Genomic DNA, 14,338 nt, shown 5'->3' on the forward strand with positions numbered 1-14,338 from the left:
GGCGCGTAGGCTCGGGCCATGGGCCGAAACCGATCGCGCGACACCGAGCACCCGCAGGTCCGCCTGGACCACGGCGGCATCGCAAGCATCGTGCCGTCGGAGTTCACCAGCGGGTTCGAGCTCATCGTGGACGACACCCCGCAGTCTCACGTCGACCTCGATGATCCGACCCACCTGCACTTCGAGTACATCGTCCGCATGGGCGCGGTGATCGATCAGCTCGCGCCGGGGCCACTGACCGCGGTGCACCTCGGCGCGGGCGCCCTCACGATCCCGCGGTACATCGACGCCACCCGTCCGGGTTCTCGCCAGCAGGTCATCGAGCTCGAAGCGCCGCTCGCCCAGCTGGTCCGCGAGCACCTTCCACTGCCGAAGGGCGCGGCCATCCGCATCCGCATCGGCGACGCCCGGGAGGGAGTCAGCAAGCTGCCGAGCGCCCTGCAGGCGAGCTGCGACCTCGTGGTCTCGGATGTGTACTCCGGCGCACAGACCCCCGCCCACCTCACGAGCATCGAGTTCTACCGCGAGCTCTCCGCCCTGCTCGCTCCCGGCGGCGTGCTGCTCGTCAACGTCGCCGACGGCCCGGGACTCGCCTTCGCCCGCCGCCAGGCCGCGACGATCGCCGAGGTGCTGCCCGAGATCGGCATCCTCGCCGACACGCAGGTGCTCAAAGGACGGCGGTTCGGCAACCTCGTGATCGCGGCATCTGCCACTCCCCTGCCGTCCGAGTGGCTGCCGCGGATGCTGGCGGCCGGCCCGCACCCGGCGAAGATCGCGCAGGGAGCCGAGGCCGAGGCTTTCCTGCAGGGAGCAAGAGTCGTCACGGATGCCGATGCCGTCGCGTCGCCTCGCCCCGACGCCTCGCTGTTCCTGCGCTGACCTCGACCGGCTCTGCGCCCCGTGACCGCTCGACACGGACCCGCGCCGCGGTATGTCGCAGCTCGGATGCGCCGCCCAGGGCGCGCCGCCCCGTCGAGCACGCGACCGGAAGGCAGACTGGACGGGGACGCTGCGGAAGGAGAGCAATGAGTTTCATCCGGGGATACGACCAGGAGACGCTCCGCGAGAAGGTCGATCTCGATGAGTGCGCGACCCGCCTCGCGGAGATCGAGTCGCAGCGCAGCCTGCCCGCTCTGCTGGAGCGCGTGTGGCTGCTGAAGGTGCTCGACCGTCTGGACGAGGCACTCGTGCTCGCCGACGAGACCGTGCGCCAGGCGCGCATGGCCGGCACGCGCAAGGATGTGCTGCGCGCGCGAGTGCTGCACGCGACGATCCTGCAGTACCGGGGTGCGCACGCCGCCGCCGAGCAGGAGCTGGCCACCTGCGCGACCGAGGCCGAAGGCCAGCGCTGGCTGTCGATCGCGGCATTCGCGTATCAGCACCACGGCAAGAACGCCTTCGACGCGGGCGACTACGAGACCGCACGTGACAGCTTCAAGCAGTCGCTGTTCCTGCGGCGTGAATCCGGCGCAGAGGACCGCGAACTCGAAACCGTGCTGCTCGCGATCGAGGCCGCAGAGCGCCGCCGTCCGTCTCAGCTCATCGCGGGTTGAGTCTGCCCTCGACCACGAATGTCGGTCGCAGGGCATAATCTGGGCGCATGGCGGAACTCGACCGTGTGCGCGTCTGGGGCGAAGCACTGATCACGCTGCATCTCGATGACAGCTGGAGCTTCGGCTTCGACCATGCCAAGCGGCGGGCCGGGCAATGCGACTACACGAAGAAGCGCATCACGGTCTCGCGCTACCTCGCCGCGCGCTTCGAAGACGACGAGATCCACCAGGTGCTGCTGCATGAGGTGGCGCACGCCCTCGCCGGACACGCGGCCGCGCATGGGCCGGCATGGAAGCGCGTCGCACACGACCTCGGCTACGTCGGCGGAACGACGCATCACGGGGAGACCGCCGTCGAGCTCGCCCCCTGGGTGGGTCAGTGCCCGGCCGGCCACGTGACCTACCGGCATCGGCGGCCGACGAGGGCCACCTCGTGTGCACGCTGCTCACGCACGTTCGACGCCCGGCACGTCTTCGCATGGACGCGCCGAGAGATCCCGTCCAACGTGCGACTCGCCGCGCAGATGCCGCGCTGACCGCCGCTCAGCGCGGGAGGTCGTGGGAGTCCTCGGTCTCGGTCTCAGGAGCGACCGATTCCTCGTGCGCCTCCGCGGCGGAACGGCGTCGGCGCAGCAGGGCGGCGATCGCCCGCCAGCCGACCAGGAACACACCGAGCACGATCGTGGCCACGATGATGAACGGGACCTCGGCGGTGTCACCGCTGAGCACGCGGATGAGCATTCCCCCGGCGACCGTCACGACCCACACCACCGCGCCCCATAGCACCGACCACGGTCGACGGGGCCTGCCAGGGAGCAATGCCGCGAGGAGATGGCCGACCACAACGGCGATCAGGAACGGCCAGGCGGTGAGCAGGAACCCCGCCGGATTCTCATCGTGCGAGGCACGACCGATCGCAGCGAAGATGAGCACGAACACGATGTCGACGACGACGGCGGGGAGGTACCTCATGCCACGACCCTACGTCGCGACGCCCGAACGCCCGCATCCCGCGCGGTGTCGGGCGGAGATCCGCGTGTGGGGAGGAGAGTTCGACGACGAGCGTCCGCCCGACGGGGAGAATTCCGCCCGAGCGGCGCGGGCGCGTTCCGGCCGCGGAGCGAATGCGGCGCGGTTCACTCGAACCGGGTGAATGACCCATCGCGCAAGACGGGGACGACGTCGACGGCGTCGAGCGCGGCGGCATCCGTCGTCGCGGTCGGCACCAGACCGGATGCCTCGATACGAGCGGTGGACGCCACGCCCTCGGCCAGCTCGCGCCCCGACCCGCTCGCGCCGATCATGTGCCGCAGCGCGCCGCGGAGGGCCCGGAAACCCTCGGCGGCGACCGCGGCATCCGGCGAGGTGTGATCGATGCCCCGATCCGAGAGCGCCAGGATGATCGCCCCCGCACCGAGCTGATCCTCGACCGCGAAGCGCAGCGTGCCCGTGGCATCCGCCTCTCCCGCAGCGATGACCGCGACCGAGGTCCGCGCCTGTCGACGCTCCTGGATGGTCTGCACCTCACGGGCGACGGCGGAGGCGTTGCGGATGCCGCCGACGAGGACGATCGCCTCCGGGGAGGCTGCGGCGGCGACCGCTGCACCGTTCCGCGACCATCCCTCGGCTTCAGCCAGACTCACGTCACCTCCGGCGGCTGCGGCATCGATCACCGTGGACGAGAACCGCAGGACATCCACGACCACGACGATGTCGGCGGGTGCGAGACGGGCGAGGCCCGCCGTACCCCAGTCGAGACGGACCTGGTACGTGGACTGATCGAACGGCGACGGCATCCGACCAGCCTAGAGCCGTCAGTCGGCCGCGAGCGCCTCGACCGGAGCCACCCGGGTGGCCAGGCGCGTGGGCGTGGCAGCAGCGACCAGCGTGAGCACCGCCGTGGCGACGACGATGATGGCGACGGGGATCCACGGAACCTGCGGAGCCACGAGCCCGGCGGGTGTGAAGTCCGGCAGCGTCGGCACCGAGCCCAGCAGCGATTGCGCCGCGATCCACCCGTAAACGATGCCCAGCACGAGACCGGTCAGCGTCGCGGCCACAGTGATGTGCGTGGCCTCGAGCAGCACCATCCGCCGCACCTGACGGTTCGACAGCCCGATCGAGCGGAGCAGACCGAGCTCGCGGCGCCGCTGCACCACGCCGATCGTGAGCAGGTTCACGAGGCCGACGGCCGCGATGACCGCGGAGACGGCGACCAGCACCATCATGATCGCCGCGAACGCGTCGAACGGGGCGAAGAACTCCTCCGGGATCTCGCCGGTCACCTGACTCATCATCAGACGCTTCGCGGACTCGAGCGCGACGGCGAACATGGTCACGAGCGTCACGCCCATCACCACGCCGATCGCCATCCGCGACGACCGCTCCGGATACCGCAGCGCATTCTCGGCGGCGAGACGAGCGGTGGCGCTCGAACCGAACATCCTCCCCACCAGACGCAGCACCGGCGGCATGAACAGCACAGATCCGAGAGCGAGCCCGGTGAACGAGAGGACTCCGCCGAAGAAGGCGATGACGACGCCGAGCGGGGTCAGGAGTCCGACGACCACCCCCGCCGCGAGGAGCACCGCTCCGGTGATCAGCAGGATCCAGGCGCCGACGTGCCGGCCGGGCTTCCCCGACACCTCGTCGTGGGTCCGTTCGACGGATCCGCCCAATGCCTGCAGCGGCGTCACCGACAGCACCCGACGCGAGCCGGCCCATGCCGCAGCCCAGGTCGTGAGTGCGACACCGATCGCGGGCAGGGCGATGAACGGCTGTGCGAGCGAGAACGAATCCGGCACGTTGTCGATCAGCTGCGACCCGATCTGCACCCCGATCACGGCCAGCACGATGCCGACGAGCAGACCGATCGCGGCGCCGAGCAGACCGACGACGAGACCCTGCTTGCCGACCTGTGCCCGCTGCGAGCGCGCGGTCGCCCCGATCAGACGCATGAGGGCGATCTGCCGCGTGCGTCCGGCGATGATCGTCGAGAAGGTGTTCGCCGTGACGATCGCGGCCACGTACATCGCGACGACCGTCAGCAGCACCGACAGCAGGGCGACCACGAACGCGAGCGTCTCGCTGTCTCCGATGAAGGGATCGGCCTGCAGGACCGCGCCGATGTAGGCGGTGATCTCGACCAGAAGCACGCCGAACGCGGCCGACAGCGCGGCGACGAGGATGCTGGCGCCCATGCCCCGGTCGCGCAGCCAGGCCAGGCGGGGTCCGGTCGCCCGCGACTCGGGGACGACCGTCGCGACCGCGGTCATGCCGCCACCTCCGCGGCGAGCATGTAGGCGGAGATCTCCTCCGCGGTCTGACGCGGGTGGTCGGCGACGATCCGACCGTCGCCGAGGTAGAGCACGCGGTCGGCGTGGCTCGCGGCGATCGCGTCGTGCGTGACCATCGCGATGGACTGGCCGTGCTCACGGCTCGCGGTGGCGAGCAGGCGCAGCACCTCGCGCCCGGTCTTCGAGTCGAGGTTGCCGGTGGGCTCGTCCGCGAACACGAGGTCGGGGGCGGTCGCCAGGGCGCGGGCGATGGCCACGCGCTGCTGCTGCCCGCCGGACAGCTGGTGCGGCCGGTGGTTCAGGCGGGAGCCGAGCCCGAGCGACTCGATCAGTCCGTCGATGCGCGCGCGTTCGATCGCACTCGGGCGGCGTCCGTCGAGCTCGAACGGCAGCATGATGTTCCCGAGCGCGTCGAGCGTGGGCACCAGGTTGAAGGCCTGGAAGATGAAGCCGACGCGGCGGCGGCGCAGGATCGTCAGGTCGATGTCGCCGAGGCCCGTGATCTCCGTGTCACCGATCCACGCGCGCCCTTCCGTCGGGCTGTCGAGCCCCGCCATGATGTGCATCAGGGTGGACTTGCCGGAACCGGAGGGACCCATGATCGCGGTGAACTGTCCGCGGCGGATGCCCACGCTGACGTCATCGAGCGCACGGACGGTGCCTTCGCCCGAGCCGTAGGTCTTCTTCAAGTGCTGGACGCGGGCGGCGAGCCCCAGGTCGGTGGTCGTGATCTCCATGCCTTCGACGCTATTTCCCGAGCCTCGCGCCGGTCATCGCCCGACCGGAGCATCCGCGTACATCGCAGGGATGATCCGAGGCCGTGACGATCCGCCGAGGTCATGACGATCTGCCGACGGATTCGCACAAGTTCCTCGGCGCAGCGTCACCGAGTCCGCGAATCGTCAAGGGACGCCGTGGTGGGTGCCGGTCAGGCGAGGCCGTGCTCGAAGGCGAAGACCACCAGCTGCACGCGGTCGCGCAGCGCGAGCTTGGTGAGGATGCGGCTGATGTGCGTCTTGACGGTCGCCTCGCTCAAGTACTCCCGGCCCGCGATCTCGGCGTTCGACAGGCCACGGGCGGCGAGCGCGAAGATCTCCTTCTCCCGGTCGGTGAGCGTGGAGTACTGCGGCGGGACGGGCTTGGGCGCCTCGGCGAAATGCGCGAACAGATCACGCGTCGCCGAGGCGGCGATCACACTCGAACCCGAATGCACGGTGCGGATCGCGGCGAGCAGGAACTCGGGGTCGGCATCCTTGAGCAGGAAGCCGCTGGCTCCCTGCCGGATCGCGCGCGCGGCCGCCTCGTCGAGGTCGAACGTCGTGAGCATGACGATGCGCGGCGGCTCGAGCCGGGCGAGGATCTCGGCGGTCGCCGTGAGACCGTCCATGACCGGCATCCGGATGTCCATCAGCACCACGTCGGGCCGCGTCGCGCGGACGACGTCGAGCGCCTCCTGGCCGTTGCCGGCTTCGCCCACCACCTCCAGGTCGGTCTGCGAGGCGACGAGCATCCGGATGCCGGCACGGAACAGCGCCTGGTCGTCGACGAGCACGACTCTGATCATTCGGGGACTCCGATCGGGAGCGTGGCGTGGACGACGAACTGTGCCCCTCGGCGCTCGGCTTGCAGACTACCGCCGACGAGCTGCGCCCTCTCCTTCATCCCGATGACCCCGTGCCCTCCGGACGCGATCACGGTGTCCCGCGACACGGTGTTGCGCACGTCGACGTCGACCCGATCCGGGAACCAGGCCAGGTGCACGTCGACAGCGCCGTCGCCGTGGCGGATCGCGTTGGTCAGCGCCTCCTGGAGGATGCGATACACGGCGAGCTGGATCGCGCCCGGCGGCTCCCCCGGAGGCATCGGGTCGACCGTGACGCGCGGCTCGATCCCCGCCTGCCGCACCTGTGCGAACAGGGCTTCGAGGTCGGCGAGCGTCGGCTGCGGGCCATCGCCCTGCCGATGCCGGAGCTGCGTGAGCAGCATCCGCACGTCGCTCAGCGCCCCGCGCGCCGTCTGCGCGATCGTGCCGAGCGCTTCCGTCGCCAACTCGGGTTTCGCCGCGGCCGCATATCGCGCGCCGTCGGCCTGAGCGATGACCACGGCGAGCGAGTGAGCCACGATGTCGTGCATGTCGCGGGCGATGCGCACGCGCTCCTGCTCTTCGACCGCGAGAGACTCGGCCTCGAGCTGGGCCGCGCGAGTACGGCGCGCGCGCAGCACGACCCGCCACAGGAGTCCGCACACCCAGGCGAAGCCCAGGGCCATCACGGACACCACGAGGAGGAGGGTGCCGGCCGTCACCTTCTCCCATCCGGTGCCGGTGCCGAAAGCGACGCCGTTCACGACCACCATGTAGAGGGCGGCGACGAGTCCACCGAAGAGAGCGGACCCGAAGCCCCACCAGAGCACCCGCCTCGTGCCCCACGCCGCCGTGGCGTAGAGCACGAGCAGGATGGCGAAGTCGATCGGCAGCGGGCCGAAGCCGGCGACCATCTGCAGTATCGCCCCGGCCCATGCCGCTGCGAGCGCCCAGCCCGGCGCGAGCCGTCCTATCGCGACCGCGCCGAACATCAGCACGGCAGCGAACACGACCGCCACGACGGCCGCGCCTCCGATCGCCGTGTTCCCGGTTCCCGGTCCGTAGAACACCAGCGACATCGGCAACAGGACGAGGAAGAGCAGCGCCGCCCCGACGATGTCGAGCGCGAGCGCCGTGCGGGAGAGCGGGCGGATCACTCCCCCACGCTACGCGAGCACACCGCACGGGACATCCGTCCGTGGATGTATCCCTGCGGTGTCGGTCAGGCGCGAGCGAGGATCTCGCCGTGAGGCACGAGGAACCAGCCGTCGCCGTCGTCGGCCCAGCGCTTCCAGGCGTCGCTGATCTCCTGCAGATCGGCGGACGTGGCCATATCGCTGTCCACCAGCTGTCGGGCGAGCGCGGACTCGAGGATGCGGTCCGCCCACATCCCGCCCCACCAGGCTCGCTCCGCGGGAGATGCATAGCACCAGGTGGATGCCGTCGCGGTGACATCCTCGAAGCCCGCGGCCCGCGCCCAGGAGAGCAGTCGGCGACCGGCATCCGGCTCGCCGCCGTTCGCGCGGGCCGCCGCCTGGTACAGAGCCAGCCACCGATCGAGCTCGGGCAGGACCGGGAACCAGAGGAAGCCCGCGTAGTCGGCGTCGCGCGCGGCGACGATCCCACCGGGCACCGCCACGCGACGCATCTCCCGCAGTGCCTGCACCGGGTCGCCGACATGCTGCAGCACCTGGTGCGCGTGCACGACGTCGAAGGAGTCGTCGGGGAAGCTGAGCGCGTGCACATCTTCGACCGAGAAGTCGAGGTTCTCGATGCCGCGATCCGCCGCGAGGGCACGCGACAGCGACAGGGCGTCCTCGTCGATCTCGGTGGCGGTCACGTGCGCGACGACGCCGGCGAAGTCGACCGTGATGGAGCCCGGCCCCGCTCCGACGTCGAGGAGCCGCGTCGCAGCTGTGAGGTGCGGACGGAGGTAGGCCGCGGAATTCGCGATGTCGCGCACGTTGTGCGAGCGGAGAACTGATTCGTGGTGTCCGTGCGTGTACGTGACCATGCGGTTCATTCTGGCAGAGCACCCCCGTCGGCAAACTCGATCACCCTGTCGACCACCTGCCTCACCGATGGCCTCGACGCGTCGATCAGGGTCTCTCCCGCGCGCAGCGGCGATGCATGCTGACTCTCTCCGATCCCGACGATCCTCTCGATCTCCGCGGCAGACGCGCCGAGCAGGTCGTCCCCGGCCAGGAGTGCGCCGTCCGCGCCCTCCGCCCTCCGGACCGCATGGTCGCGGCGCGTGCGCTCGTCGGCATCGAGGCGGAAGAAGCGGACGTCCGCTCGAGGGAAAGCCGCGCGCACTTCTGCCGGATCCACCTCGAACGGCGCGACGGCGATCAGGGTCTGCGCGTCGACCGCCTCGAACACCCGGTGCAGGGCGGCGGCGTTCTCGACCCCGCTCATATGCCTCACATTCCAGGCGAAACTCAGCTGAGCCACGTCGACGAAGCCCGTGCGCTCGCCCGCACTCCACCGGGCGCGGGCCAGCTCCCAACCCACCCGCGAGGCGCCGGAGCACCGCGGACCGGTGACCCAGATGACCCGCCCTGTCACATGCCTGTCGGGGAATACGGTCTCGACGGTCGTCTGCGCCCCCACGGCCCGGTGGTCGATCACGGACTCCACGATCTCCTCGATGGTCGACCGCTCCGTGTCCAATCGCTCCCAGCCGGGGTGCGCCGTCCTCGCCTCCCGAGTACCGGCGGCGAGCGCGGCGTCGACCTGGTCGCGTTCCCACCGGCGGGGAGCCAGACGCTCCCGCCTCGTCTCCTCATCCGCGTCGAGCCACAGAGAAACCGTCGGATGCCCGTTCATCGGAGGCGGCTGGGTCGGATCGGCGACTCCGGACACGATGAGCCGCTCGACGCCCGCGTCGCGGAACCGTGCGGCGAGCCGGACGAGCGCGGTCTCCTTCAACGCCCAGCGGTCCGGATCGTCAGGTGGAGCGGGATAGCACATGCCGAGCTGATCGATGTCGAGATACCCGGTCGGCACTCCGTCGGACGCGAGACGCTCGGCGACAGCCCACGCGACGGCGCTCTTCCCGACTCCCGGCACTCCTGCCAGCCGCAACACATCCATGCGACCCAGTCTGGCAGCGGCGCTCAACGCAGGTCGGCGACGGCCCGGCGGATGGCTTCGCGGTCGGGCTTGCCGGAGACCAGGACATCCATCTCGTCGACCAGGATGAGGCGGGACGGGCGGGCATGCTTGCCGAGTTCGTCCGCCACGGCCTCACGCGCCTGTGCGAGCTGCTCGGACTCGCTGCGCCGCAGCACCTCGCCGCGCGCGGCGACGATCACCGACGCCTCGCCCCAGTGCTCGTCCTCCACGCCCACCACGACCGCCTCGTGCAGCCCCGGGATGCGCCGGACGATCCGCTCGACCCGATCGAGCGAGATGTTGATGCCCCCGGACACGATCACATTGTCGGCGCGGCCGTGCACGCGCACCACCCCGTCTTCCACGAGCCCGAGATCACCCGTGCGGTACCAGCGGATGCCGTGCTCGTCCCGCACGAAGGTGCGCGCCGTCAAGGAGGCGTCACCGAGATACCCCTCGGCGAGCATGGGCCCGGCGATACGCAGCTCCCCGTCGACCGTGCGCACACCGACGGTGTCGAGCGGCACACCGTCGTAGACACAGCCACCACTGGTCTCGGTCGATCCGTAGGTGCGGACCACCCGTACGCCCAGGTCGTCGGCGCGCTCGCGCAGCGGCTCCGGCAGAGACTGTCCGCCGACCAGGATCGCCCGGTACGCCGTCAGCGCGGCACGTACGGCCGTGTCGTCGGCGGCATCGAGCAACGTCGCGATCTGCGCCGGGACCAGCGACGTGTAAAGATCGGGAACCCCCGCCCCCGGCGACGGACGCAGCATCGCCAGGGTCGCCTCGGCGAAGGACGCCGGCGAGAAGCGGCCGTCGAGCACGGCCGGCCTGGTGTCCGCGAGGATCGACCGCACGATCACCTGCAACCCTGCGACGTAGCCGGCGGGCAGAGCGAGCAACCAGCGCCCGCTCCCGATCCGCGCCGCGGTGGCCTCGGCACTCGCGCGCAGCGCCTCACCGCTCAGTGCGACCCGCTTCGGGATGCCGCTCGACCCGGAAGTCGCGATCACCGCCGCGATGCCGTCCGCCACGTTCTCGGGCGCGCCGGCCACCATGCCGAGTCCCAGCGCGGGTCCACCCTCGAGGGCGCGCTGCAATGCATCCCGCAGCAGATCCGGATCTTCGGCATCCGTGGGGATCAGGGCGGTCATGCGGATCTCCGACTCAGTAGTGCCAGGGGAACGACGACCAGTCGGCGTCGCGCTTCTCGAGGAAGGAGTCCCGGCCCTCGACGGCCTCATCGGTGCCGTAGGCCAGGCGGGTCGCCTCACCGGCGAACACCTGCTGGCCGACCAAGCCGTCGTCGACGGCGTTGAAGGCGAACTTCAGCATGCGGATCGCGGTGGGCGACTTGGTGAGCACGGTGCGCGCCATCTTCAGCGCCTCCCGCTCGAGCTCAGCGTGCGGCACGACACGGTTGACGGCACCCGCCTCGTAGGCACGCTGCGCCGAGTACTCCTCGGCCAGGAAGAACACCTCGCGGGCGAACTTCTGTCCGGTCTGCCGGGCCATGTAGGCGGAGCCGTACCCGGCGTCGAAGCTGCCCACGTCGGCATCCGTCTGCTTGAACCGGGCCTCTTCTGCCGAAGCGATCGTGAGGTCGCACACCACGTGCAGCGAATGCCCTCCGCCGGCGGCCCATCCGGGGACGACCGCGATGACGACCTTGGGCATGAAGCGGATGAGCCGCTGCACCTCGAGGATGTGCAGGCGTCCGACCGCCGCGCGACTCGCGCCGTCGACGATCGCCGTCTCGGCATCCGAGTACTTGTACCCGTCGCGGCCGCGGATGCGCTGGTCGCCACCCGAGCAGAACGCCCACCCGCCGTCCTTGGGGCTGGGGCCGTTGCCCGTGAGCAGCACCGCGCCGATGTGCGCATCCTGTCGGGCGATGTCGAGCGCACGGTAGAGCTCGTCGACGGTGTGAGGCCGGAAGGCGTTGCGCACCTCCGGCCGGTTGAACGCGATGCGCGCGACCCCGCCGTCGCGCGAGACGTGCGCGGTGATGTCGGTGTAGTCCTCGGCACCGGGCGCGAGCACCCATTCAGCCGGGTCGAACAGGTCGGAGACGAATGCGGTGGTCACGGCATCAGCCTATTCCTCGGTCCGCGCCGAGCACGCAGGAAGCGCCGCCCCGATCGGGACGGCGCCTCCTCGACCGCACTGGTCAGCGGCGACCTGCGCGGACCGTCTTCCTCCAGCCGTCGACGATGTCCCAGCCGACGCCCACGGCGATGCCGAACCCCAGCAGCACGGCGAGGATGCGGAACACCCCGCCTTCGTCGGCCGATTCCGCCTGCCCTGCCGCGAATCCTTCCCCGCCGGCCGCGGTGACCTGCGCGAGGAACTCCGGATTCACCAGGTCGCCGGTGAGCAGCAGCACGAGCACCCAGGCGAGGAACGCGACAGCGAGGACCGTGTTCACCACGGCCAGTCCGGTGCTCCAGCGCCCCCGGCGGTAGAGCACGATCGCGAACACGGCCTCCGCGACGATGAGCAGGAACAGGACGCCGATGCCCCACGGCCACAGCTGCGGGTTCAGGATCGGCAACGTCTCGCCGTCCACGTGCACGAAGCCGCGGTAGCGATCCCAGAGGAGAGCGCCGATAGCGATGCCGAGGAAGACGAGTGACGCGATGAGCTCGCTCCGGCCCACTCCCTTCTCCGTCGGCTCCGGCAGCTGGTCGAGGTCCCACTTCTCGATCGCCGTCGTGCTGTTCGAGCGCTCGAGGATCACGAAGACGAGCGTGGTCCAGAAGCAGATGTGCAGGATCGCGCCACCGGTCGCGAGGATCGAGGTCGAGATGATCTCACCCACGGGGGCGTTGGAGATGGTCTGCCCCAGTGCGACGGCTCCGAGCACGCACACCGGCACGATCGTGAGCAGCAGCTTGAGCAGCCGCCACCAGGTCAGATAGAAGCGCGGGCCGATGAGGTACAGCGGGCGATCCGCATACCCTGCGGCGAGCGCGGCGGGGTCTCCGAGCTCGGTGAGGACGGAGCGTTCGGCGTCTTCCGGCGCCTCCCCCTGCTCGATCCGTGCCTCGATCGCATCGGCGATGGAGGCTTCGAGTTCGGCGCGGACGTCGTCCTGGGCCTCGGGACGGAGGCTGCGGATGGTCGCGCTGATGTAGCGCTCGGTGAGCGTGGCTGTCGTGGTCATGTCAGTTCTCCTCTGCTGTGAGGGACGCGATCGCCGTGGTGAGCGACCGCCATTCGTCGGTGAGGGTGTCGGCCAGGCGGATGCCGGCATCCGAGGTGCGGTAGAACTTGCGGGGCCTGGCCTCGTCGGTGTTCCACTCGCTCGTGAGGTACTCCTGCTTCTCGAGTCGACGGAGCAGCGGGTAGAGCGTGTTGGCGTCGGTCGCGAAGCCTCGCTGCTCCAGCTGCTCGAGCAACGAGTATCCGTAACCCGGCGCGCGCAGCAGCTGCAGGCAGGCGAGCACCACCGTGCCGCGCCGCAGTTCCTGCAGGTGCGTGTCGAGTGTCTCGTTCATGTCGATCACATTACTGTGCGTCACACACCATTGTCAACCGCACATCTATGGCTGACACACTCCCGCTCCCCTGATCGCCGAGCGCACGGCTTGCTGTCGAGCGCACGGCTTCGTCGCGTGCACAGGCCGTGCGCTCGGCAGCAAGCCGTGCACTCGGCAGAGGGGCAGCGCGGGTCGGGGCGGGGCGGTGCCGCGACTCACCCGAGAGGCGAACCGCGAACGGAGACCTCCGCGGAGCAGAATGGGCACATGATCCCGCCGCTCGCAGACCTGCTCGACTCGGCCAGGGTCGTCGCCCTCCCGATGCACAGCCGCTTCCGCGGAGTCGAGGTGCGGGAGGCGCTTCTCTTCGAGGGACCGGAGGGGTGGGCGGAGTTCTCGCCATTCACGGAGTACGACGACACCGAGGCGGCGACCTGGCTCGCTGCGGCGATCGACTTCGCGTGGCGGGAGCAGCCGGCGCCCGTGCGCGATCAGATCGGCGTGAACGCGACGATTCCCGCGGTGGATGCCGCCCAGGTCGCCGAGCTCCTGGAGCGGTTCCCCGGATGCCGCACCGCCAAGGTCAAGGTCGCCGAACCGGGTCAGAGCCTCGCCGACGACGTGGCGCGGGTACGCGCCGTGCGTGACGCGATGGGACCGGAGGGACGCATCCGCGTGGATGCCAACGGCGCCTGGAACGTCGATGAAGCCGAGCATGCCGTCCACGCCCTCTGCGAGTACGACCTGGAGTACGTGGAGCAGCCCTGCGCGACGGTGCCGGAACTCGCGGATCTGCGCAAGCGGGTGAAGTACATGGGCATCCCGATCGCCGCCGACGAGAGCGTGCGAAAGTCATCCGACCCGCTCGCGGTCGCCCGCGCGGGTGCTGCCGATCTGCTCGTGATCAAGGCGCAGCCGCTCGGCGGGATCACGCACGCACTGCAGATCGTCACGGCAGCAGGGCTCCCGGTCGTGGTCTCGAGCGCGCTCGACACGGCGGTCGGTCTGTCTCAGGGTGCGGCGCTCGCTGCAGCCCTCCCGACGCTGGATTACGACTGCGGACTCGGCACCGCCTCGCTGTTCCTCGACGACGTGGCCGACCGACGCCCGGTCGCCGGCTCGATCTCGGCCGACCGCGTGATCCCCGACGACGGGGCGCTCGACCGACTCGCTGCCTCTGACGAGCGTCGCGAATGGTGGCTCGCCCGTCTCGCCCGCTCCCACTACGAGTTGTCGAGCCGCGCGCGCTGAGCTCGAAGCGCTTGCTGCAGCGAGCGCAACCGACCTCGGGGCGACGTCCGCGCT

Annotated in this window: 16 protein-coding genes; 4 read left to right on the forward strand and 12 right to left on the reverse strand. The window is 70.2% G+C overall.

The annotated features are described in order from the left end of the window. Positions 1-18 precede the first annotated feature (18 nt). The 3 genes from ACWGO6_RS05515 to ACWGO6_RS05525 all read left to right on the forward strand — a co-directional run bounded on the left by ACWGO6_RS05515 (position 19) and on the right by ACWGO6_RS05525 (position 2,089). On the forward strand, positions 19-879 hold the full coding sequence (locus ACWGO6_RS05515) for a spermidine synthase (protein WP_452326078.1): 861 nt from the start codon (positions 19-21) through the stop codon (positions 877-879). Positions 880-1,025: 146 nt separating this feature from the next. Continuing rightward, the gene (locus tag ACWGO6_RS05520; RefSeq protein WP_452326079.1) at positions 1,026-1,553 is read left to right on the forward strand and encodes a hypothetical protein; all 528 of its coding nucleotides are present in this window, start codon (positions 1,026-1,028) and stop codon (positions 1,551-1,553) included. 47 nt (positions 1,554-1,600) lie between these two features. Then, positions 1,601-2,089: a SprT-like domain-containing protein gene (locus ACWGO6_RS05525; protein ID WP_136042928.1), complete on the forward strand. Its 489-nt coding sequence runs from the start codon at positions 1,601-1,603 to the stop codon at positions 2,087-2,089. Positions 2,090-2,096: 7 nt separating this feature from the next. Here the strand turns inward: ACWGO6_RS05525 and ACWGO6_RS05530 are convergent, their stop codons facing one another. The 12 genes from ACWGO6_RS05530 to ACWGO6_RS05585 form a co-directional block, all read right to left on the reverse strand. Continuing rightward, positions 2,097-2,525 (reverse strand): DUF3054 domain-containing protein, encoded by a 429-nt coding sequence (locus tag ACWGO6_RS05530; RefSeq protein ID WP_452326080.1) that lies wholly within the window; start codon positions 2,523-2,525, stop codon positions 2,097-2,099. 164 nt (positions 2,526-2,689) lie between these two features. Further along, positions 2,690-3,349 carry a 2-phosphosulfolactate phosphatase gene (locus tag ACWGO6_RS05535; protein WP_452326081.1) on the reverse strand — a complete coding sequence of 220 codons (660 nt, stop codon included), beginning with the start codon at positions 3,347-3,349 and terminating at the stop codon, positions 2,690-2,692. Positions 3,350-3,367: 18 nt separating this feature from the next. Continuing rightward, complete coding sequence (locus ACWGO6_RS05540; protein WP_452326082.1) at positions 3,368-4,828, reverse strand: FtsX-like permease family protein; 1,461 nt, start codon at positions 4,826-4,828, stop codon at positions 3,368-3,370. After that, the gene (locus tag ACWGO6_RS05545; RefSeq protein ID WP_136042932.1) at positions 4,825-5,586 is read right to left on the reverse strand and encodes an ABC transporter ATP-binding protein; all 762 of its coding nucleotides are present in this window, start codon (positions 5,584-5,586) and stop codon (positions 4,825-4,827) included. Before ACWGO6_RS05545 ends, ACWGO6_RS05540 begins: the two co-directional genes overlap by 4 nt. A gap of 191 nt (positions 5,587-5,777) precedes the next feature. Then, entirely contained in the window at positions 5,778-6,413 is a 636-nt protein-coding gene (locus ACWGO6_RS05550) for a response regulator (protein WP_452326083.1), read from the reverse strand. Then, the gene (locus tag ACWGO6_RS05555) at positions 6,410-7,588 is read right to left on the reverse strand and encodes a sensor histidine kinase (RefSeq protein ID WP_136042934.1); all 1,179 of its coding nucleotides are present in this window, start codon (positions 7,586-7,588) and stop codon (positions 6,410-6,412) included. Before ACWGO6_RS05555 ends, ACWGO6_RS05550 begins: the two co-directional genes overlap by 4 nt. A gap of 65 nt (positions 7,589-7,653) precedes the next feature. Further along, entirely contained in the window at positions 7,654-8,445 is a 792-nt protein-coding gene (locus ACWGO6_RS05560; protein WP_205820375.1) for a class I SAM-dependent methyltransferase, read from the reverse strand. Positions 8,446-8,450: 5 nt separating this feature from the next. After that, complete coding sequence (locus ACWGO6_RS05565; protein WP_136042936.1) at positions 8,451-9,527, reverse strand: P-loop NTPase family protein; 1,077 nt, start codon at positions 9,525-9,527, stop codon at positions 8,451-8,453. Positions 9,528-9,550: 23 nt separating this feature from the next. Then, positions 9,551-10,705, reverse strand: coding sequence for an AMP-binding protein (locus ACWGO6_RS05570; RefSeq protein WP_136042937.1), 1,155 nt, complete (start codon positions 10,703-10,705; stop codon positions 9,551-9,553). Between the two features lie 13 nt (positions 10,706-10,718). Further along, the gene (locus tag ACWGO6_RS05575) at positions 10,719-11,639 is read right to left on the reverse strand and encodes a 1,4-dihydroxy-2-naphthoyl-CoA synthase (protein WP_136042938.1); all 921 of its coding nucleotides are present in this window, start codon (positions 11,637-11,639) and stop codon (positions 10,719-10,721) included. A gap of 82 nt (positions 11,640-11,721) precedes the next feature. Continuing rightward, on the reverse strand, positions 11,722-12,717 hold the full coding sequence (locus ACWGO6_RS05580; protein WP_452326084.1) for a permease prefix domain 1-containing protein: 996 nt from the start codon (positions 12,715-12,717) through the stop codon (positions 11,722-11,724). 1 nt (position 12,718) lies between these two features. Next, positions 12,719-13,051, reverse strand: coding sequence for a PadR family transcriptional regulator (locus tag ACWGO6_RS05585; protein ID WP_136042940.1), 333 nt, complete (start codon positions 13,049-13,051; stop codon positions 12,719-12,721). A gap of 249 nt (positions 13,052-13,300) precedes the next feature. Between ACWGO6_RS05585 and ACWGO6_RS05590 the strand changes: the two genes are divergently transcribed. Continuing rightward, positions 13,301-14,284: an o-succinylbenzoate synthase gene (locus tag ACWGO6_RS05590; protein WP_452326085.1), complete on the forward strand. Its 984-nt coding sequence runs from the start codon at positions 13,301-13,303 to the stop codon at positions 14,282-14,284. Positions 14,285-14,338 lie beyond the last annotated feature (54 nt).

The sequence above is a fragment of the Microbacterium sp. NPDC055665 genome, from assembly GCF_053618035.1.

Bases quoted from the DNA above. Each gene is read 5' to 3' on its own strand.
- ACWGO6_RS05545 (WP_136042932.1), bottom strand. From the start codon at position 5,586: ATGGAGATCACGACCACCGACCTGGGGCTCGCCGCCCGCGTCCAGCAC.
- ACWGO6_RS05565 (WP_136042936.1), bottom strand. From the start codon at position 9,527: ATGGATGTGTTGCGGCTGGCAGGAGTGCCGGGAGTCGGGAAGAGCGCC.
- ACWGO6_RS05570 (WP_136042937.1), bottom strand. From the start codon at position 10,705: ATGACCGCCCTGATCCCCACGGATGCCGAAGATCCGGATCTGCTGCGG.
- ACWGO6_RS05550 (WP_452326083.1), bottom strand. From the start codon at position 6,413: ATGATCAGAGTCGTGCTCGTCGACGACCAGGCGCTGTTCCGTGCCGGC.
- ACWGO6_RS05520 (WP_452326079.1), top strand. From the start codon at position 1,026: ATGAGTTTCATCCGGGGATACGACCAGGAGACGCTCCGCGAGAAGGTC.
- ACWGO6_RS05540 (WP_452326082.1), bottom strand. From the start codon at position 4,828: ATGACCGCGGTCGCGACGGTCGTCCCCGAGTCGCGGGCGACCGGACCC.
- ACWGO6_RS05580 (WP_452326084.1), bottom strand. From the start codon at position 12,717: ATGACCACGACAGCCACGCTCACCGAGCGCTACATCAGCGCGACCATC.
- ACWGO6_RS05530 (WP_452326080.1), bottom strand. From the start codon at position 2,525: ATGAGGTACCTCCCCGCCGTCGTCGTCGACATCGTGTTCGTGCTCATC.
- ACWGO6_RS05535 (WP_452326081.1), bottom strand. From the start codon at position 3,349: ATGCCGTCGCCGTTCGATCAGTCCACGTACCAGGTCCGTCTCGACTGG.
- ACWGO6_RS05585 (WP_136042940.1), bottom strand. From the start codon at position 13,051: ATGAACGAGACACTCGACACGCACCTGCAGGAACTGCGGCGCGGCACG.
- ACWGO6_RS05525 (WP_136042928.1), top strand. From the start codon at position 1,601: ATGGCGGAACTCGACCGTGTGCGCGTCTGGGGCGAAGCACTGATCACG.
- ACWGO6_RS05590 (WP_452326085.1), top strand. From the start codon at position 13,301: ATGATCCCGCCGCTCGCAGACCTGCTCGACTCGGCCAGGGTCGTCGCC.
- ACWGO6_RS05515 (WP_452326078.1), top strand. From the start codon at position 19: ATGGGCCGAAACCGATCGCGCGACACCGAGCACCCGCAGGTCCGCCTG.
- ACWGO6_RS05560 (WP_205820375.1), bottom strand. From the start codon at position 8,445: ATGGTCACGTACACGCACGGACACCACGAATCAGTTCTCCGCTCGCAC.